Here is a 17813-nt window from a genome sequence, read left to right as displayed (position 1 = left end):
TGATTGTTTAGCGTGGCATCATTGAGGCGCCATAAGCAGATTGCACGCCGCTTTCACGCAATCGTTTTAGGTATTCATTTTGCTGTGATATGGCATCAGGCGATAATAACCCGGGCTTGCGCGTCACTTCGCCACGGTCGTTAAGTAAAAAGTCCACGGCCATTTCACGCTTTGTTTCACCAGGCTTAGGCATCGCGTTACCAGATACTTGCGTTTGAGGCTGGCGTACACCTTTAGCCCAACCGCCAATATCAAAGCTAGATGGAATGGAAGCGCCAGATGCTTGCGGCTCTACTGAGTTAGTTACTGCTGGTTCTGTCGCTGGCGCAGAATCAGGCAAAAACATACTGAATCCATACTTATTGATTTGATCACTGCTTAAGCCTGAACGCTGAACAATTTTACCTGCATCTTCAATATAGCTTTGCTGTAATTCAGACATGGCAGCGCGATACGCCTCAGGATCGGTGACCTGTTTTGTCATTGGATCGGTAAACATATCGGCAACTTCCTTTGCCTTAGCGCTCTTAATTGAATCTAGGCGTTCAAGTGCTTGGCCTAACATCATTGCCGATTGTTTTTCGTCCTGCCGACCTTCACGCGCATTGGCGCGGTTGGCATCTTGCTCACGGAATTTCACCGAGTCTTGATAACGGGCATCTTCCTTAGCACTGCGCTCGGTATAGCGCTGTTCTTCCTTGGCTTGCTGTTGTTCATAACGTGCATCTTGTTTAGCAATGCGCGCATCTTCTACTGCCCAACGCTTTTCAATACTCGCTTGTCGCATCCGTTCTCGTTCATCCTCACGCATTGCCATAGCGTAGGCATAAAGCCCTTGCCCAACAGCTTGGCCTGCGCCCATTAATCCTTGACCTAATCCGGCTAATAGCGACATTACATACCCCCTTGCGCGGCACGCTGCATTAAGCCTTTAGGCGCTGGCTGTGCGCCTTGCTTTGGTACAATACCCAGCGCTTGGCCTTCTTTGGTTGCGTCTTCAACCGACTGCTTTAGCTCATTTACATCAAGCTCGCCCATCGCTTCTTTAGTAGAAATATAAGAGCTATAAGCTTGGCTTATCGCGGTATCAATAAACTGATCATTGATTTCATCCTCTGCCAGTGCGCCAGCGTCAACTGCAAGCGCAGAAAGCTCCATAAAGATTTCCATGGCAAAAATCAGTTTAATGTCGTCGCTAAATTCCATTTGCTTACTAACAGCAATCAATACCGTTGCCACCGCATTACCAATGCCCTTGGCAATATCCTCTGAGTCCTTGATCATGGCGGCAATTTGGTCACCCGTTTGCCCCTCGCCATGAATAATCACTTGGGCGACCTTCATAGCATCAGCTAACTGTTTTTCTTCCTGAGGCGTTAAATCTTCACCGTCATCAGGCGCATTCATTGGTTGTGGTTGCATAGCCATGGTTAGCCCACCGTGTTAGTTAAATCGTCGAGAGTTGACGGTTGCCAAGGTTTAATACCTGCCGGAGCGATATTCGCCATAGGGGATAAGTTAACCTTGCCAAGCAAACCGCCAATATTTAAATCGGTTTGATTACCCGCGCCATCAACACCCCAGTAAGTCATACGCTTGCGTGCTTCTTCGGCTTCTTTTTCTGCTGCGCGGCCCTGCATAGCACCGCCGATAAGCTGCGTTCCGGCTTGGATTCCTGCTGCGGCCATTAGTCCGCCACCTGCTGTACTAAGGAGTCCACCACCTGCTGCGCCAGCTCCTCCAGTAAAACCAGAGCCGATCATGCCAGGTGCTAAAGCTTCACTAGCTGTAAGTGCCCCACCTACACCAGAACCAATACCTGCTGACGTACTGGCGGCTGCATTAGCTGCGGCCGTTAACTCTGCTGCTGTCATTCCTGTAGTTGATGCAGTTAGCCCAGAACCAACAGCAGTACCTGCTCCTGTTGTAGCGCCTGCACCAGTGCCCCACACTCCGGCGCCAATTTGCGACGCTGAACCCGCGCCAGTGGTAATACCGGATCCTACCGTTGTTCCAACGCCAGTCGCAGTTGTTGCCCCTGTTCCTGCTGCGGTTGCTGCGCTACTGGCTGCGCCTGCTGCCGTAGCTCCCGCTGCTGCACCTGCTGCCCCAGTCCAACCGCCTGCAATTGCGCTACCAGCTGCGGCAAAGTTACCCGCCGCAATAGAGGATGCTGCGCCAGTTACCCCACCCCAAGCAGACGCAATCCCGCCTGCTGCCGTTCCACCTGCGCTCATGGCCCCAATCAGGGCCGCACCTCCAAAGTAAATAAGCACGGCTGCGGCCACGACCTTAAAGATTGGGCTTGATTCAATCTTTTCGCGGATCTTAGCGGTTTTCTTGTGAACCCATTTGAAAACAGGATCTAAGGTTCCCGTGATTTTATGCGCAAAATTACGCAACTTCTTAAATGCTTTTCCGACAGCGCTCATACTGCCTCCTGTCAAATAATTTGATTAACTTTGCGATTAAAGCAGGCGGTTATAAAAACCACCGACCAAGGTGAAGTTATGCTTTTCGTATAGCCGACCTATACGTCCGTCAGCGTCGAGCCCTGAGCTGACGCCGAGCAAAATGCTTTTTACTTTAGGGAATGATTTGGCCCAGCGGATAAAACGGCGCAGTAACCAAACGGCTTGATCTGCATGTTCTGGCAGTACGCAAAAAGTTAGGTCTGTGGCGTAGCAGTCCTTGCTAAACCAGTGTTCTTCTTGCATTGCCAGCAAAAAGCCAACTACATCGCCATCGACTACTGCAACAAAAGCCTCCATGCCTTTGTCGCTAATGCAACGTCGCACCATATAGCTGGCTTTTGTGTCGTCCATTTCAACGGGGTAACTAGGCGCTTTGGCAAGGGTTTGCCTGCCGATCTCCAAAATGCGCTTAAGGTCGGCATGGGTTGCGGTGCGGATCATGATTACCTCACCTGCTGCTGTTTAACACCGCCTACATCGCCGCCGATATAACCCGCTCCGGGATAAGTACCCGTTTTAGCTTGCTGGTTAACAACAGTGCCAGTACCTCCACCAGTACCGCCACCCCCACCCGTTGAGCCAGTTCCTCCGGTTGAGCCTGTATTACCCGTTGCTGGCGGTGGCGTGACTAATGGCGGTGGCGTAGTCGCTGACGCACCATAGATGACTGACAACATATTGGCTTGGCTTTGCAGTGTGCTAACGATGTTGGCTATTGCTGCTTGTTGTTGCGCAGCGGTCATATTCGGGTTCGACATAGCCATACCGATGGCCTGCATCGCAGCGTTTACCGCCGTGCTTTGGGCATTGCCATATTCCATCTTGGTTTGCTGGTCAAAGCCGCGCGTTTGGGTTTCAAAGTTGGCTTGGATTTGAGCGTTAAGCTCTTTCCAGCGCTGATCGTTTTGTAACTCGTTAAGTTGCACTTGATACTTTTGTAAAATCGCATCACGGTCGGTTTGAATTTGCGCACTGCGCTCCATTTGCGCTAATTGCAATGACTGTTGTTTATCCAGCGTTCCGAGCTGCTGCTTATACTTTAAATCTTCAAGCTGCGTTTGGAATTCACGGTTTACGTTGTTTTCATTAGTCTGCCAAGATTGTTGGGCATTCAGTTCTTGCAAGCGCTGTTGTCCTTGGGCGTCGAGCGTGCCAAGCGACTGTTTATACTTCAAATCTTCAAGCTCAGCTTGGAATTGACGATCGGCGTTTTTCTCGCTCGTCTGCCAGCCCATTTGGTTATTTTGCAGTTGGTTATTGATGGCACCTTGTTTATCTGCCATCGCCGCGTCTTGTTGGTTTTTGATGTTAGTTTGGTCAGAAGTAAATTGATTTTGCCAACCTTGAGACTGGGCTTGGTTGTAGGTTTGTGCGTCTTGCTGGGCAATCGGTAGCGCCTTATCAATCATCGAAGATAAAGCCACCTCATTACCGATCGAGCTTGATTGCAAGCCACGAGCGGCGTTGTAGCCTTGAGCGTTGGCGATGGCTTTGCGCATTAATGCGCTATTAGGGTCAAGTAAGCCGGTAATTTGATTTTGTACTAACGAATCTTTGCTTGGGTCATATTGATACTGTTTATCGCTTGTCACGCCATTAGTGCCAACATTCTGATACTCATTAGGTGTAAAAGTGTTGTCTTTTACATTCGCCTTAGGCGCATTAGCTAAAGCGTCACCAGTTACAGACTGATACTGCGCAGGTGTAAAGGTGTTTTTAACAGGTGCAGGCGTAGGCACTTGATACTGACTATTGTCAATCGGCTGTGACCCTGTAGGATTGGCCGGTGTCGTTGCGGAGTTTTCGCGCCCTCCAGTTGGTTGAGTGCCTGGCTTTGGCGGCACAGGATTAGGTGCGCTTTGAGTGGTTGCCATTTGCTGCGCTTTACCCATTAAGCCGCTGCCGCTTGCGGTGCTAACATCAAAACCAAATCCAGCTCGGTCGATATTGCCAGTCATAGTCGCATTTTGCCCCTCATATGGAAGCGTTTTATTGACTGGCGGCGTTTGATTAATAGGATAAATCGCTTTATCTGTTGGTTTTTCAGGCGCAGGCAGTTGGCCTACAGGCTGAATAGTCTGCACTGGCTTAATTTGTTGCATAGCAAATGAACCTCAGGCGTGAGATTTAAAAATCGTTAAAAATTATCAGTTAAGTGAGATATAAGCAGGATTGAGCAAGAAAGGCGTGCTTAATGGCACGATATAAAAATCATACGTGAATTTAGCACTAATGCAATCGGTTAGTTTATGCGCATTAGTTTTTTACAAAAGTCCAGTTAGCCTCTTTGTAATCGTTGATTAGCGCGTTTGGTAATGCCAGCGGAACGCCAGCAGCATCGAGTAATAGCTGCGATTCACCCTGCGCTTTAACCATGGGCAGTTTTATCACTGGTGAGCCAGCAATGGCAGTGTGCAGTTCAATATTGCTAATCACGCCACGTAGTCCAAATGCGTATTCACTATCAGGCACAAAACCTGAACCAGTATCGCCAGGCACATTGTAAACACGCTCACCGTAACTTGGTCGACTACCTATGCGCAGCAGTTCGCCTTTGGTTGAGTTCGTTGGATTTATAGCGCCATCAATATGGTAAATCTGATAAGTACCGCTACCTTTTGGCTTGCAGCTTAACCTCATTGAATCATTTGGCCCAGTGCCTGATAACCGGTAAAACTCAATAAGCCAGTCACCATCTTGTAAGCCAAAGGCAATCTTGCGCTGAAACAGATAGCCAAAATAACTCAGTTCCATAATATCGCGCTGCGGACCACTAAAGCACAGTGAAACCTTAGCCATTTGCCGCTTATTGCCGTAGCTAAACAAGGTAGATTTGCTGTTGATAGCGCCGATATTATCAAGCCTAAACGCAATGCTAAACGGTTTGTTTGCGCTAATGGCGTCAGCTTGATCAATTTCTATAGCGCTTTGATAGCCAGTGAGCAAATAAGCAAATCGCCCATCCGTTGGCGGCACAATTGGCTTCGTTGGTTCACTCGGGTTGTAGCTATTGTCTCTGTAGCGATAAAGCAGTTGCAAGCGGTAATCAACCGCCATGTCCGCTTCCTTGATAAATACTGCATCGGCTACAATGGGTGTTGCATATTCTATTGAATACCGATCACGCTGCATGCGGTAAAAAATAGCGCCTGAGCGCATATAGAACAGCATAACATCGCTGCGTGGATTCGATGTGTCCCAACGAATATCAAAGGTAGCGCAAGGGTAATTTCCATCACCAAATTCGGTAATAATGTTTTGAACTAATACCGGATCAAACCAATATAGCTTTAACTTATTATCTAGCGTTTCAAAAAACACCATAGGACGACCGAGCTGGTCAAATGTAGCAGCTAACCTCTTAATGTTATCAGCTAAAAAAACGGACGTTGTAGGCTCAAATATATTTCCGTTATGTTTACTTGCAGTAACCTCGCTGCCTGTAAACTCAAACAACCACCACGCCGCTTTAATATTTCCACCACTGGCATTTAATTGTTCAGGACCTAGTTCAAGCTCAAATGGATTTTCAGAGGTGTGATGCGGCTTGCTTATTCCGTAAGTCGCATACTCTTTTAACTGCTTATCATCGCTCCATCCAGTATCAGGAATCATATTAACTCCTATTTTCTGGTTATTGAGAATGATAGTGATACTGTGTATCCAACTGTATTATTTTTTGGTAGAGGAGGATTAAATGCGATTGCTATATTAGCCACGTTAGCAGATGTATATATTACGCAAAAACCTATGCTTGCTCCATTTGGTAATTGCGTAGCTGTTGGTATTGTACATGATATAGTCTCTTTGATTACTCCTGCTACACTTCTGTCTGTTGTTGAACTGGCTGTTAGATTCACCCTATTTCCTGAGTTAATATCTAGCCTTGCTGCTGTGCCAGTTGGCGGGACTGACATTACTTCCTTAAAAAAGAATGAATTAGCAGTGGTATTTGCGTAAGGGTATCTAGTAGGCATTATGGACGCTTCTTTTGTGCTGCTAGATGCGTATGACTCTGGAAATCCAACAATAACGCTTGCTTGGTAATTAGCTCCACCTATGTTAATGGTCTGAGCTGGTTGCCTTGTCTCTATTTCAACAAAAAAACTGTACTCAACACTTAATTGATCAGATGCTGTTAATGTTATAGATGTTGGGTTTCCATTGGTGTCTTTTACTAGTGTTCGGACAAGTATTGAAGATAATGAAGAATTAGAATTATAAATAGCTATTTCTGATATGTTCCCAACTACTGCACCTAAAGCAAAAGAGTAAGCCATCTTTCTACCGACAGTAGCGACTGAACCGCTCCACGTTGTTGGTATTTCTGATGAGCTCCCGTTTGCACTACTAGATATCGGCCCAATTTTATTGACTAATGCCGTATCTGTAACTGTTGGTTCAGTGGTGCCAGTCCCAACTCCGCAATAAGTAAACTCGGTAGCTGAAGTATTACTGAAAGCATTGTTAAGTAATAGATTTGAGAATTCCGCTGACTCTACTTTTCTTCCGTCAGAATGAGTGATAATTAATTTAAATTTGCCATAGGCTTTAGCGTCAATGTTTAAACCGCTCATAATTTTATAACTCCAACTGAATAAGTACATCTTCCTGTATCGGCATCTATTGCTTTTACACCTACAAAACCAACTACCGAAGCGTTATAACTAACTTTGCCAGCGTCATTTATAGACGTTTTAATTAATCCACTTTGGATAACGCTAACATCGTAATTTATTACCCCGTAATCAACTTCTTTTGGATCTGTTTTAGCAATCATTTCTACCGCAACAGAGTAATTTATTAATCCATAATCTAAGTCTGATAAATTTATGCCGCTTATTACGCTAATGTCAGTAGAATAAGATATTGCACCTGTGTCATCAAAGCATTTTACTGGGCTATAAATCGTGCTCTTTAAAACCCCGTCCCGATAATAAACCCTCTCCCGCCTTGCTTGTGATGCGCCTGCTAATACCGCAAATAACGCTTGCGCTTGGGTGAGTTTGATAGGTTCGCTCATGCTGGCTCGCTTACGGCAATACGATTTCAGCTGGGTAAATATCCCCAACCATTAGCCACACAGTTTCACTTAAACTAATCAATGCCACCGCCGAGTTTTTGCCATAGGCCCGCAGCGTTCCGCTTGATAGTATCGCCACCCCTTGCGCTTCATCTGGTACTAACCACAATTCTGCATCGGTTGCCGCAGTTAAAAAGATGATGCTGCCAGTTGCCACAACCGGATCACCATTTACCGTCCTTAGGCTGCGCCCTACTGTTACCAGCACTTTACTTTGTGCTTCTGTTGGGCTTTCAGGGACCACATAATTACAGGTAATAAACTGGTTATGGCTATCGCCATCAACGCTTATCGCATTGGTTGAATCGGTGACAAAAGTTAATTCATGGCTTGCATTGAGGATTAGCTGCGCTGCTGGCAATAAATCAAGATTGCCTTGCTTGTTGATGTACAGCAGTGTGTCGGTATATGACTGTAATGGGATTTCTGTATTACCCACAAAATTAGGCGGCAGCTTCACCACAAAGCCATTAATCTGCGCCGTGATTTGCTGCAAGCTGGCCGAGATACCGCCTAGCTTGGTATTCATCGCAGGCGCGCGGATAGTCGTACCAGTCACAAACGGGCTATTATCTTGCCAGTAGCTGAGTTGAGTCATACCGATTCCTTGATAGTAGGCTTACGCCTACGGGCTCTTTGTTAGCGCCTGCGGCTAACTGGTTTGCTGTGCAAATATAGGTTTGAAATGATGTGCGGCGGTAACTGCTTTGATGTGTTGCTCAGGTGTAATGCGATATTGCGCGACACGCCAGCGATATACATATCAGCCCAGTTGGTTGAGCTGCTGCCCCAAGTGGCGTTATCCCACTCTGATAAATCCCACTTGCTGCCAGAACCGACAATCAACTCACTGTCTGGCGTGTCAGGGCTCATAAAATCAAAATAGGCAATGGCATGCATTAAGACTTCGGTTACGCTATCGCACTCAATGACCAGCTTATGCCATTTCTTGCGCGTTTCAGGGCTGCCAAAGTGCATAAAGCCAGTAAGCAAATAACTCTCGTACTCAAGCCCGTCAAAGCTAAAGCCTTTGTCTAGCTGATACACAAAGCCGTTTTCTGCGCCAACGAATACCGACTCAATACCAAAAGCGTTCTCACCGCTAAACGCGCAGCGGATCGGTATGCCATAGTTAATTTGGGTGAATTGTGGCGAACCGTCTGGCGCTAAAGTGATAAACAAAGCGCTGCCATCTGTGAAGAACAGCCGATATTGGTTTTTGGTTTTAATCGTCACGCTGCACATATCGCGGCCAGCATATTGATCAAGCAGAGGCTGCACCTTTTGGCTAATGGTAGCTTGAGCAAAGTCACCAAATTGCTGTACACGGGCCAGCATAGTTAAGCCACGGTCATCGAGGAATAGCGTATCGCTTAAGCTCTGCGCGGTTGCTGTACGCATGCCAACCTTTGTGCTTAAGCTTTTTAGTTGAAAATCCGCTTTGCTGCTGCCATACAGCATATACAGTCGATTTCGGCAGCCAATAGCGCAAGTGTTGTCAGCCTGCACTTGCATTTCGGTGATTTCGTCGGCCACTGCGATTTCACCGCCACCATCCACAGCACTGAACTTAGTTGGGTCACCTACCGCACTAAACACAAATGAGCCGCCACGGTAACCCAGTAGCAGCACTTGGCTTGGCAATACCTCAAGCGCTGTTGGCGCATCGGGTGTGATTGGACCCGTTATTTGGGTAAAGGTTGTGCCATTAAAGCGGAACGCAGGGTTTTTGCCATCAACGCCGATAATCTCAAGCGTGCCAGCGCTGCCAGTAAAGTTAGTTTGCCGCGTAAATAAGCGTCCATTGGGCGCAAGCACTGGTGTTGTGACCTCAACCCAACCGGCTACCGTGGCGCGATAAAGTTTGGCGGCGGTGCCATCGGCGATATTGCGCATCGCATAAACAATGCCAGCAAACATAAACACGCCAATAATCGGGCCAGTGCCAGGCACAGCTTGAATCAATGTTCTGCGCGCTTCAACTTCAACATCTAACGCGGCTAATGCTTCATCGTCGGTATCAAATGGGAATCCAGCTAAATCGACAATCCGCACCGCAGAGGGTGATGGTCTACCGTCGAAACGCTCAAAGCCTGTCACGCGCTGATAGCGGCCAGAGGTGTTAATCTCATAGTTAACCAGCTCGCGGCATTCGCCTGGCTTCATATCGCTATCACTATCGGCCAGATTTAAGCCGCCACGTAGTGATAGCGCAGCAGGAGTAAACGACATTAGTACGGCCCCCGCGCAAAGCCCATCTTAGGCAAATAATCACGACAAAGCTCACTTAGCTTTTGCTCATACTCAAGCGATGCTAATTGAATCAAGTTCTGATCTTCTTCGAACTTGCCGTAATAAATCAGGGCTTTTTGCACTATGCAATCATGGTACGCAGCAGGGATAGCCGATACATCGCTATCAGCCGTGAGTGCCACAGGCATCTTAAAATAGTCTGTTCGCGTGCTGTAGTTGCTATCCGGCACAGGGTAAAACATAAAGCTGAGATCAGGTGCAATGGTGACCACTTGCGGCATTCCCTGCCCCGTTCCTTGTGGTTCGTATCGGTCTACCCATTCATCCCAATCTACAACCCGCACAGGTGTATCATTCACCCAAAATCGGTTTATATCCTTTAAGTCGCTTAAGGATAATTCGGTAGCCGAGTAACTTTGCTGACCAACAACAAGAGCCGATTGCGCGCGGCGCCACAGGAATTTCCAATCAGTTTTAAAGCGCTGAATATCAAGATCAGCATCACGCACCCAACCGATAATTTTTGCCAGCACGCCTACCTGATTGATTGTTGACGCTGGACCAGTTCCAGAAACGCCAGATTCCTCGCGCACGCGCACGCACAGCTCTAAGTAAGTCATAGCGCCGCCTAATTAGTCGTAGTGTTTTTGGATAACGCTAAAAGGCCAGCGCTTGACCTTTGTTTCTTGCAAAGATTTCATCTTTGTTTCTTTATCGACGACATTTTTAAAGCGGCTTTCGATAGCGTTATTAAGTACGTCATACACGCCAACGGGTACGCGCGCATCTTCGCCCTTTTTCACTTTATACATCACGCCATTCACACCAACCTGCACGAAGTTATCGACTTCTTCATCTTCGCCGCTATTGTCGTGGATATTGATAGTGACCGCGGTAAGCTCTTTGCCTTCGGCTTCTTGCTCGTCGGTATCGCTTAGATCATTAGCATCGCCAAGGTCTTGATCACCATTTGTTTTAGTGTCATCGAATAAAGAAGGATCAACCTTCTTCATTTCTGCAATCACTTCGGCGCGATCCTTGCCTGATAAATCCATACCCATTTCATCAGCGGCGTATTTAATTAGTTTTGCAGTACCATCTTTGCTAGTAAATTTCATGATTTTCTCCACCGGAAATAAAAAGCCCCCGCGATTAAGCGAGGGCTTTTGTGTGTTTACTGACTGGTTAGGTTGGGTCTACTGAGGCCGCAACTTCGCCACGGACTAACCATGCGTCGTTGAGGATCAGCGCGGTGTACCACGTTTTCCATGCGACCGAACCGTTTTGGCCCATTTCGTCGCCGTGGCTTGGCGTACCAGGGTTGCGCACCATTGGCTTGATAGCGCCGCCAGCTTCCTTGCTGCCTTTCAATGGGATACAGCCAAACGCTTTAGCGCCCATATACAGCACTGGATAAACGTCTGCGCTTGTACCGCCAGTGGTAACAGCCGTTCCGCCATGTGCTCCACCTGCGTTGATCCATGGGTTAAACAGTGGTGAAGCGATATAGCGCACATCTTCCACTGAGCCCACTTCTTCAGCGCAAATGGGTTGACGGTTGCCGTACTCGGCTACAGGAGTAAAGTCGGGCATTTTACGCACGCTTGATACCACGTCGGTATGACACACGGCAACGAACGCAGCCTCAATCGGCTTAGTAGCATAGTTAGGGCTACCAGCCAAAATCGAGGTGATACGCTTAGCACGCTGCGCCATCAGAGCGCGAACCGCTAAACGCTGCACCTTGATGGATAAAGGCGTGTTTACTGCGTTACGGGCTGAGCCATTAGCGTAAACCACGTTAGTACCCGCAATCAGCTTGCCGTAGGTGATTAACTCTACGGTTTCGGCTGCTTGCTCACCCGCCATCATTGCCATGTCTGAGCCCACAGGGTCTTCATGCAAGTCAACAACTTTGTCGGTGATTGGCATCCATGAGCCGTATTGCTGTAGCGTGGCTTGCACATCAGCGTAACGGAAGTTTGTTGCCGCAGGGCGAACGCCTTCTGTTAGCGGTGTAGTTGCTGCCGCTAATGGGATTGGACGGCGAAACTTAATCACTTCACCGGTGTTTTTTGGCATGGGCTTGTGATCACCCAATTTGTTAAGCACTAAGATAGGTTCTGCGTGCTCAAGCATTTTTTTCTCGGCATACACGCCAACGCGCGCGCCGATATCACCATAGCCGTTAGACATGGTATCGCTCCTTAATTACTTGTGATTTGATTGAATAAAGCCACTGGATCAACGTCGTCAGTGTCAGCCGCCGCTTTGCCTGCGCCTTTGCGCGGGATTTCGGCGTAATCTGCTAACGCGGGTTTGGTTTTAGGCTTAGCCGCTGGCGCGCTTGGCGCAGGGCGCGAACCTTTGTAGAGGTTGAGCAACACGATGTTGTCATCTGCAAACGTGCTCTGAGCCATGGCCTGCACCGTAGACGGCTGTGATGCCACCCACTGGTGAAAGTTGGGGTCAACTGCGATTTGCTGATAATCGGGATGCACGCTGGCCAACGCATCAAACTGGTTTTTCAGTTCGGCTTGCTGTTGTGCCTCGGCTTGTTGCTGGCGCATTTCTTCAAACGGCGTGAGCTGCTGCTTAAATGCGTTCTTTGCTGCATCAACCTGATTGCGAACAAAGGCAGCAATCTCGGGAAATTCTTCCTCGACCTCGGCAAATGACTTGCCTTTCAGGTCGTCGGCAGTGGGTAACCCGTTTGCGCTGTTCGCATTGGCACCATTAGCTTGTTCATTTGCTTTTAGCCCTTCGGTCACTAGATTGAGTTTTTTAGTCAACGCAGAGACACGGCCAGCATTGGCGCGATGATTAGCTTCTAGCTGCTGGTGCTGTTGTTTGAGCGATAGATATTCGTTGCGTAAAGGTTCCGGCGCAGAGGCCCAAGGATCATCAGTTGCCGCTTGGCCTTCGCCGGCATCTGTATCTTTTGCGTCTTGCTGGTCTTTCGCTTCGGTATCCTGCTCTTGATCCAGCTCATCAACCTCATCACCGGAGTCGTTAGAGTCCTGTGTGATTTCGTTAAATAAGCTGATTGCATCCACTTCATCGTCAACGCCTTGGCCTTGAGTTTGTTGTGGATTAAGTTCTTGTTGCCCGTCTAGGTTTTTCATTGTGAGTGCCTTTTTGCAGTCATAAAAAAACCCGCCGGAGCGGGTTAGTTAAAATTCAGGTATAAAAAAGGCCGCTATTCGTCAGCGGCCTGTGCTTGTTTCTTTAAGCCGTTTGGATATAAGCGGATTATTTCATCAATCATTTCGATTTTGCCGCGCATCCTTGCTGTCGCCGTTTCGCTCATATCGTTGGCTAGCGACTCGAGTAGTTCCTGACGGTCTTTCAGTAAGCGTTGCTTAACTGCCGCCCATGATTCACTGTTTACATTCAGCATTAGTCAAGCCCATAGTTAGCGGTTAAACCTTGGTTTTGCTTAACCTTTAATTCGGACATGAATTTATCCCACTCGAGCTGCGCGCGACTTTGCACGTTCTGTAGTTCTACCACTAACTTTTCAGTGTTCATCTTGTCGTTCTGTGCCAACTTCATCAGCTCAATGCGCTCTTGAGATTCTTGGCGCTGCATATCGGCGGCAATCTGCTGCTGTTTCATTTGCAAATCAGCTTGCTTCTCTTGCATGCGTTGCTGAGCATTAAACTGTGCAAGCTGCATATCCATATCCGCTTTAATCTGCGCTTGCTGTGTGCGCAACTGCTCAAGCTGCATCGCAGGGTCTTGCGGTCCATTCGCTTGTTGTTCTTCCATCTGCTGCTGATACTGCTTAAGCTCGTCATCAGTCGGGATAATGTCATCTGGTAGAGACTGGGTTTTAATCCACTGCTTGAGGATCTGCACTGACTTAAGTTGCAGCACTGGCGCGAATATAGGGCTATTGCCTGCGATATTGAGGAAGTTAGTTAAGGCTTGGCCGACTTGCTCTTTAATCAGCAACGCCGATGTGCCACGGGCATCGACTTGGTAGTCGCCCTTAATCTCGTTTTCATCGCTGTGCATCATGTTGAAGTGATAGAAGTCGCTAATAAGCGGCGCGGTAATAAAGTCATCCCACTGCTTAACTTGGTTGCGTCGCACGGTATTAGCTGCATTCATCAGCATCGACATACCGCCTAAGGTTTGTGTCGACTGGCCCTGCTCGCCTTGTTGCAGCATTGGCACGCCTGACACTTCGTCAAATAGAATGCGCGCAGTTTGATAAATCTGACTCAGCTCGTTAATGTGAGATTGAAATTCGAACGTACTAAATGCTTGTTTGATATCGGTGATCGAGCCGTCAATATCCCAAAACTTGCGCGGTTTAAGGTCCCAGCTGTTATCTTGAGGTGTTACTTTCTTTTTGTTTACCCCGATTTGTGGTCCGGAGGTAATCGCGCCATTATCGAGAATCATGCGCCAAGTGGTATTAATGATCGCCTGTTCGTCGCGCACCATGCGAGGGATGCCATAACCAAAAATGCTGGAATCGTCTAACTCCCAGTTATAAACACGATAAGGCATATCTTGGCTGTAATCCATTAGTGCAAGTTTGGCCCCGAGCACGACGCCACCGCAGTAAAACACTACTGCATCATATTCGTCTTGCGCCTCAGACTCTTTACCTGCCTCAACAGGTTTTAGAATCTCGAGTTCTTCTAGCACTTGGCGCGATACAGGACCGTGGTACTCCCACGTTTCATAGCGTGTATCGTTGAGAGAATCACTAAGCCCAGCAAGAATGCGCACATCATCCATATATGTGCTGCGGTGCTGGGTTTGTCTCGACGTCATTAGCAGCACTTTAGCTACGCGCGCTTTATCAAACCCCTTGCGATTAACCAAATTGCGGATCTGCTTCTTGCTCATAAAGCGGCGCTCGAATACGAACTCAGCTTCTTCAATGGTCGACGCCGACATATCCGGGTAAAAATCCCAAGGCCGCACGACTTCGCAACCTGGCTCAAAGGATTGCTCAATCACAGTAATAAAGTTGCCATCCGCATCCTTAGTATAAGCTCGGTCTGTTTTACCGAGCACCACTGGGCCTTTGATAATACCGGTGCCAACTACACAAGCGTCGTGAATAACCTCACGACACTTAGCGTTATAATGGGTTTCGGTTAGCTGATCACTAATCAGCTTTTCCATTTTGTCGCAGGCAGTGTTGATAATTTCCTGCTTGCGCGCGGCCACATCAGCATTAGAAATCTTGTTTCCTTGCTCATCTTGATATTGCTCGCCGTTAAGCTCGAAAGGCGTTTCTTTATCGTCAAGCATTTCGACAAGTTTAGGCACTGGCGTTGGTTTAATACCCCAGTTCTTATCGTCGTTAGGGAATAGCAGATCAACTAATTGCGCTTCACCAGCGTTGGTCTTTGCCCGAGTTAGCTTGATAAATACCTGTGCCGTGCCACTGTCTTTCATGGCTTTCAGCGTGGTTTCATCATATTGGCCGTGATAGTTGCGCAAATCTTCAACCATGCGCACATCAATATTGCCGCGCTGATAGATGGTGTCAGATAGTTTGCGCTCAAGCTCTTGCGCCAGAATGTCCAAGTTAGAATTTGGATCATAATCATGGCTGTAGGCTTTAGGTTTTGCGCCTATTTGCTCGTCTGACATTGAGTTATCTCACTAATAGCCGGTTAACGAATCAGCCGCAGCGGTTTGCGCGGCGGTTTGTCTAAGTTGTTCTGTCTTTTCATAATCGATTTCGCCCTGCGCACCTTGGGATAGGTATTGCAGCGCATCGTGTGGATGCGAGTATTTATTCTTGTCAGCAACACTGGTGTAACGCGCATCGCCTGCCACTTGAATGCGGCGCAGCTGATAGCCGCCGTTAAACCCTTTGCGCAGGGTTTTACAGTCGGCGCTCAATTCAAATGCAGGCTTGTTATCGATTTTTTTAGTTAAGAAGAAGCGCACCGACTCCCAGCGATTGTCCGGCTTGTTAGAGCTGGTCGCATAAGCGGTGATGCCGTATTCCATATTGATGATTTCAATCGGGCTGTTCTCGTCATTGCCTGACTTGCCCCAGCCTGCTGGGTCGCAGAACGCCACCATATCGGCCTTACTGTAAGCAGGAAACTCGCGCTTAAGCTCTGGCACTAGGAAGTCCATAAACGAGCGCACGCCCATGTTTTCGCTAACGTATTCGCGCAGCACGCGCAATTTACCGAGTGGCGTTAACTGCCCAATGATGGCCGCTGGTGTCCGGCCAAAGTCGAAACCCATTAGCAAGTCGCCATGCGATTTAATGGGCAGCAGCTTGTTATGGTTAACGTGGAGTACATCATTCCACTGACCTTTATAAATCGGTTGCCCTGTCGCTACAGTGCCGTATTGGTTTGCAAGGTTAATCCTGATCCAATCGTCGGCTTTACCCTGAACCTGATTGATGTAGTAGCCATCTGGCAAGTTAGCTAGGTTTTCAGCATTTGGATTAGCAATCCACTTGGTAACCGCATGTTCGCCTTTGCCGACAGTGACCTCGATAACACCGCCAGGCTGTCGTAAAAAAAGCCACCCTTCTGGGTGGCTTTCTTCTGCGAGCCCGTAATACCAGTGATCATCATCCGGCGCGTTAGTGTCGCCTATCATGCCGTGCCAACTTGGACCACCTTCTGCCGCGCTAGGGTAACGACCATGGCGACCGTCACACATATCGACAATGGCCTTAGATAACTCTTTGACTTCGTTAAGCCAAAACCCTGTTACCTGCAAACCACGTAGCTTACGCACCGCGTCTGGCCTGTCTAGCGCCAAGAAAACCAGTTCAGCCTTAACCCGAGTGCCATCTTCTAGATCAAAGTCTAGGTAATGGGTCGGCGGGAAGTCTTGGTTAAACTTCCCTAGCTGGCAGTCCTCGTTGTGATATAAGTCGCACCAGTCCTTAATCGTTGTACCCTTGAGATCAGGATAGGTGTTACGCACCGCAACGAAGCGCGATTTACGAACGCCAAACGAATTGGGCGCTTGTTCGCACATCTGGTCAAATACACGCATGGCGCTGCCGTAAGTCTTGCCGGAACCGATAGGGCCCATGATGAACGTGTTACGGCCGCGAGCTGTAATATACTGCTCAAGAACATCGCCTTGAGCCGCGACATGGAATTCATAAGTTGTTTGCTCTGACACACGCTGTTACTCCTCCTGTGCCTTAGCCTTATTTCTTCCGGTGTAGCGGCGAACAACCACTTTAGGCCGTTCGCTAACTTCAACTTTGTCGGTCCACATTTTGCGGTACTTACCAAGCAGCTCAAGGGCTTTCATCTTGTCCCATTGCTTAAACTTCTTGGTAAATCCCACTTGCTCACGGTCGTCGCCAACGCCTTCAAATAACTCGTCTGTTTCAACGCCAGCCACGGCACGGCGGCAGTGTTCAGGCCATTCCGCAAACGGCTTTAATGAACCGTCGTCGTTATAGATTGGTGCCATATCAGCAAAGGCCACCATTGCGGCTTCACGGATAATGCGCTCAATTGTCACGTTGTTAACGTCGAATAGCTGCTCTATATGCCAATCAATCGCTAACTTAACGTGTGGGCGCTGGTACATTTCCCAACCGACCTTTTTAGGGTCTTTTGACTGGGAACCAGCACGCGCAGCAGCTTGAGCCTTGTTATGATCAATCAAATACTCAGCGACAAACTTCCGCTCTAAGTCAGTGTATTTGTGCTGACTCCAATCGAATCGAGCCCTAGTCATTTACCGCTCAACTCTTTAGCTAAACGTGCTTTAGCTAGCTCTGACTCAAGCCGTGTAAGCTCAGCTTCTCGTCTATCCTTTCTAGCGTTATAAACTAAGTTGACGATGAAAGTCAGTAAAGCCAAGAACAATCCACCCCACAGCGCCAAATCGTTCACAGTAAAAGCGCCTCCAGCTGCTGTAGTAATAGAAGCGCCGTAGCTTGCAGCAGCCGTAACTTTCTGCGAACTCATATCACTAATCGGTTGATGTAGATTGTTCATTAGCCTTTGCCTCTCGCCAGTCATGCAGCGCTT

The 17813-nt window shown here is 48.1% G+C and carries 19 protein-coding genes; all 19 read right to left on the bottom strand.

Features of this window, described 5'->3' with window-relative positions:
- Nucleotides 1–7: 7 nt before the first annotated feature.
- Entirely contained in the window at nucleotides 8–895 is an 888-nt protein-coding gene (locus MMG82_RS01640; protein ID WP_241406365.1) for a hypothetical protein, read from the bottom strand.
- Nucleotides 895–1428 (bottom strand): hypothetical protein, encoded by a 534-nt coding sequence (locus MMG82_RS01635; RefSeq protein WP_241406360.1) that lies wholly within the window; start codon nucleotides 1426–1428, stop codon nucleotides 895–897. The genes MMG82_RS01640 and MMG82_RS01635 overlap by 1 nt, the downstream gene beginning before the upstream one ends.
- A 2-nt stretch (nucleotides 1429–1430) precedes the next feature.
- The gene (locus MMG82_RS01630) at nucleotides 1431–2432 is read right to left on the bottom strand and encodes a hypothetical protein (protein WP_241406359.1); all 1002 of its coding nucleotides are present in this window, start codon (nucleotides 2430–2432) and stop codon (nucleotides 1431–1433) included.
- A gap of 36 nt (nucleotides 2433–2468) precedes the next feature.
- Nucleotides 2469–2915 (bottom strand): hypothetical protein, encoded by a 447-nt coding sequence (locus MMG82_RS01625; RefSeq protein ID WP_241406358.1) that lies wholly within the window; start codon nucleotides 2913–2915, stop codon nucleotides 2469–2471.
- A gap of 2 nt (nucleotides 2916–2917) precedes the next feature.
- Nucleotides 2918–4576: a hypothetical protein gene (locus MMG82_RS01620; RefSeq protein WP_241406356.1), complete on the bottom strand. Its 1659-nt coding sequence runs from the start codon at nucleotides 4574–4576 to the stop codon at nucleotides 2918–2920.
- A gap of 154 nt (nucleotides 4577–4730) precedes the next feature.
- Complete coding sequence (locus MMG82_RS01615) at nucleotides 4731–6089, bottom strand: hypothetical protein (RefSeq protein ID WP_241406354.1); 1359 nt, start codon at nucleotides 6087–6089, stop codon at nucleotides 4731–4733.
- 8 nt (nucleotides 6090–6097) lie between these two features.
- Nucleotides 6098–7051, bottom strand: coding sequence for a hypothetical protein (locus MMG82_RS01610; protein WP_241406353.1), 954 nt, complete (start codon nucleotides 7049–7051; stop codon nucleotides 6098–6100).
- Nucleotides 7048–7497, bottom strand: coding sequence for a hypothetical protein (locus MMG82_RS01605; protein WP_241406352.1), 450 nt, complete (start codon nucleotides 7495–7497; stop codon nucleotides 7048–7050). The genes MMG82_RS01610 and MMG82_RS01605 overlap by 4 nt, the downstream gene beginning before the upstream one ends.
- A gap of 10 nt (nucleotides 7498–7507) precedes the next feature.
- Nucleotides 7508–8155 (bottom strand): hypothetical protein, encoded by a 648-nt coding sequence (locus MMG82_RS01600; protein ID WP_241406351.1) that lies wholly within the window; start codon nucleotides 8153–8155, stop codon nucleotides 7508–7510.
- Between the two features lie 41 nt (nucleotides 8156–8196).
- Nucleotides 8197–9789 carry a hypothetical protein gene (locus MMG82_RS01595; protein WP_241406350.1) on the bottom strand — a complete coding sequence of 531 codons (1593 nt, stop codon included), beginning with the start codon at nucleotides 9787–9789 and terminating at the stop codon, nucleotides 8197–8199.
- Nucleotides 9789–10430, bottom strand: coding sequence for a hypothetical protein (locus tag MMG82_RS01590; protein WP_241406349.1), 642 nt, complete (start codon nucleotides 10428–10430; stop codon nucleotides 9789–9791). Before MMG82_RS01590 ends, MMG82_RS01595 begins: the two co-directional genes overlap by 1 nt.
- 12 nt (nucleotides 10431–10442) lie before the next feature.
- The gene (locus MMG82_RS01585; RefSeq protein ID WP_241406348.1) at nucleotides 10443–10928 is read right to left on the bottom strand and encodes a hypothetical protein; all 486 of its coding nucleotides are present in this window, start codon (nucleotides 10926–10928) and stop codon (nucleotides 10443–10445) included.
- 67 nt (nucleotides 10929–10995) lie between these two features.
- Entirely contained in the window at nucleotides 10996–12006 is a 1011-nt protein-coding gene (locus MMG82_RS01580; RefSeq protein WP_241406347.1) for a N4-gp56 family major capsid protein, read from the bottom strand.
- A gap of 11 nt (nucleotides 12007–12017) precedes the next feature.
- Nucleotides 12018–12935 (bottom strand): hypothetical protein, encoded by a 918-nt coding sequence (locus tag MMG82_RS01575; RefSeq protein ID WP_241406346.1) that lies wholly within the window; start codon nucleotides 12933–12935, stop codon nucleotides 12018–12020.
- A gap of 74 nt (nucleotides 12936–13009) precedes the next feature.
- Nucleotides 13010–13210 (bottom strand): hypothetical protein, encoded by a 201-nt coding sequence (locus MMG82_RS01570; RefSeq protein ID WP_241406345.1) that lies wholly within the window; start codon nucleotides 13208–13210, stop codon nucleotides 13010–13012.
- Nucleotides 13210–15432, bottom strand: coding sequence for a hypothetical protein (locus MMG82_RS01565; RefSeq protein ID WP_241406344.1), 2223 nt, complete (start codon nucleotides 15430–15432; stop codon nucleotides 13210–13212). Before MMG82_RS01565 ends, MMG82_RS01570 begins: the two co-directional genes overlap by 1 nt.
- A 12-nt stretch (nucleotides 15433–15444) precedes the next feature.
- The gene (locus MMG82_RS01560; RefSeq protein WP_241406343.1) at nucleotides 15445–16947 is read right to left on the bottom strand and encodes a hypothetical protein; all 1503 of its coding nucleotides are present in this window, start codon (nucleotides 16945–16947) and stop codon (nucleotides 15445–15447) included.
- Nucleotides 16948–16953: 6 nt separating this feature from the next.
- Nucleotides 16954–17517 carry a terminase small subunit gene (locus MMG82_RS01555; RefSeq protein WP_241406342.1) on the bottom strand — a complete coding sequence of 188 codons (564 nt, stop codon included), beginning with the start codon at nucleotides 17515–17517 and terminating at the stop codon, nucleotides 16954–16956.
- Complete coding sequence (locus MMG82_RS01550) at nucleotides 17514–17780, bottom strand: HP1 family phage holin (RefSeq protein ID WP_241406341.1); 267 nt, start codon at nucleotides 17778–17780, stop codon at nucleotides 17514–17516. Before MMG82_RS01550 ends, MMG82_RS01555 begins: the two co-directional genes overlap by 4 nt.
- Between the last annotated feature and the right edge of the window lie 33 nt (nucleotides 17781–17813).

Source organism: Shewanella sp. MM_2022_3 (assembly GCF_022557375.1).
In the GTDB taxonomy this organism is placed as follows: Bacteria; Pseudomonadota; Gammaproteobacteria; order Enterobacterales; family Shewanellaceae; genus Shewanella; species Shewanella xiamenensis.
This window is presented reverse-complemented; position numbering and strand designations above follow the sequence as displayed.

What these genes read in the sequence shown, in the direction of transcription:
- MMG82_RS01640 (WP_241406365.1), bottom strand. Translation starts at nt 895, where the DNA reads ATGTCGCTATTAGCCGGATTAGGTCAAGGATTAATGGGCGCAGGCCAA.
- MMG82_RS01635 (WP_241406360.1), bottom strand. Translation starts at nt 1,428, where the DNA reads ATGGCTATGCAACCACAACCAATGAATGCGCCTGATGACGGTGAAGAT.
- MMG82_RS01630 (WP_241406359.1), bottom strand. Translation starts at nt 2,432, where the DNA reads ATGAGCGCTGTCGGAAAAGCATTTAAGAAGTTGCGTAATTTTGCGCAT.
- MMG82_RS01625 (WP_241406358.1), bottom strand. Translation starts at nt 2,915, where the DNA reads ATGATCCGCACCGCAACCCATGCCGACCTTAAGCGCATTTTGGAGATC.
- MMG82_RS01620 (WP_241406356.1), bottom strand. Translation starts at nt 4,576, where the DNA reads ATGCAACAAATTAAGCCAGTGCAGACTATTCAGCCTGTAGGCCAACTG.
- MMG82_RS01615 (WP_241406354.1), bottom strand. Translation starts at nt 6,089, where the DNA reads ATGATTCCTGATACTGGATGGAGCGATGATAAGCAGTTAAAAGAGTAT.
- MMG82_RS01610 (WP_241406353.1), bottom strand. Translation starts at nt 7,051, where the DNA reads ATGAGCGGTTTAAACATTGACGCTAAAGCCTATGGCAAATTTAAATTA.
- MMG82_RS01605 (WP_241406352.1), bottom strand. Translation starts at nt 7,497, where the DNA reads ATGAGCGAACCTATCAAACTCACCCAAGCGCAAGCGTTATTTGCGGTA.
- MMG82_RS01600 (WP_241406351.1), bottom strand. Translation starts at nt 8,155, where the DNA reads ATGACTCAACTCAGCTACTGGCAAGATAATAGCCCGTTTGTGACTGGT.
- MMG82_RS01595 (WP_241406350.1), bottom strand. Translation starts at nt 9,789, where the DNA reads ATGTCGTTTACTCCTGCTGCGCTATCACTACGTGGCGGCTTAAATCTG.
- MMG82_RS01590 (WP_241406349.1), bottom strand. Translation starts at nt 10,430, where the DNA reads ATGACTTACTTAGAGCTGTGCGTGCGCGTGCGCGAGGAATCTGGCGTT.
- MMG82_RS01585 (WP_241406348.1), bottom strand. Translation starts at nt 10,928, where the DNA reads ATGAAATTTACTAGCAAAGATGGTACTGCAAAACTAATTAAATACGCC.
- MMG82_RS01580 (WP_241406347.1), bottom strand. Translation starts at nt 12,006, where the DNA reads ATGTCTAACGGCTATGGTGATATCGGCGCGCGCGTTGGCGTGTATGCC.
- MMG82_RS01575 (WP_241406346.1), bottom strand. Translation starts at nt 12,935, where the DNA reads ATGAAAAACCTAGACGGGCAACAAGAACTTAATCCACAACAAACTCAA.
- MMG82_RS01570 (WP_241406345.1), bottom strand. Translation starts at nt 13,210, where the DNA reads ATGCTGAATGTAAACAGTGAATCATGGGCGGCAGTTAAGCAACGCTTA.
- MMG82_RS01565 (WP_241406344.1), bottom strand. Translation starts at nt 15,432, where the DNA reads ATGTCAGACGAGCAAATAGGCGCAAAACCTAAAGCCTACAGCCATGAT.
- MMG82_RS01555 (WP_241406342.1), bottom strand. Translation starts at nt 17,517, where the DNA reads ATGACTAGGGCTCGATTCGATTGGAGTCAGCACAAATACACTGACTTA.
- MMG82_RS01550 (WP_241406341.1), bottom strand. Translation starts at nt 17,780, where the DNA reads ATGAACAATCTACATCAACCGATTAGTGATATGAGTTCGCAGAAAGTT.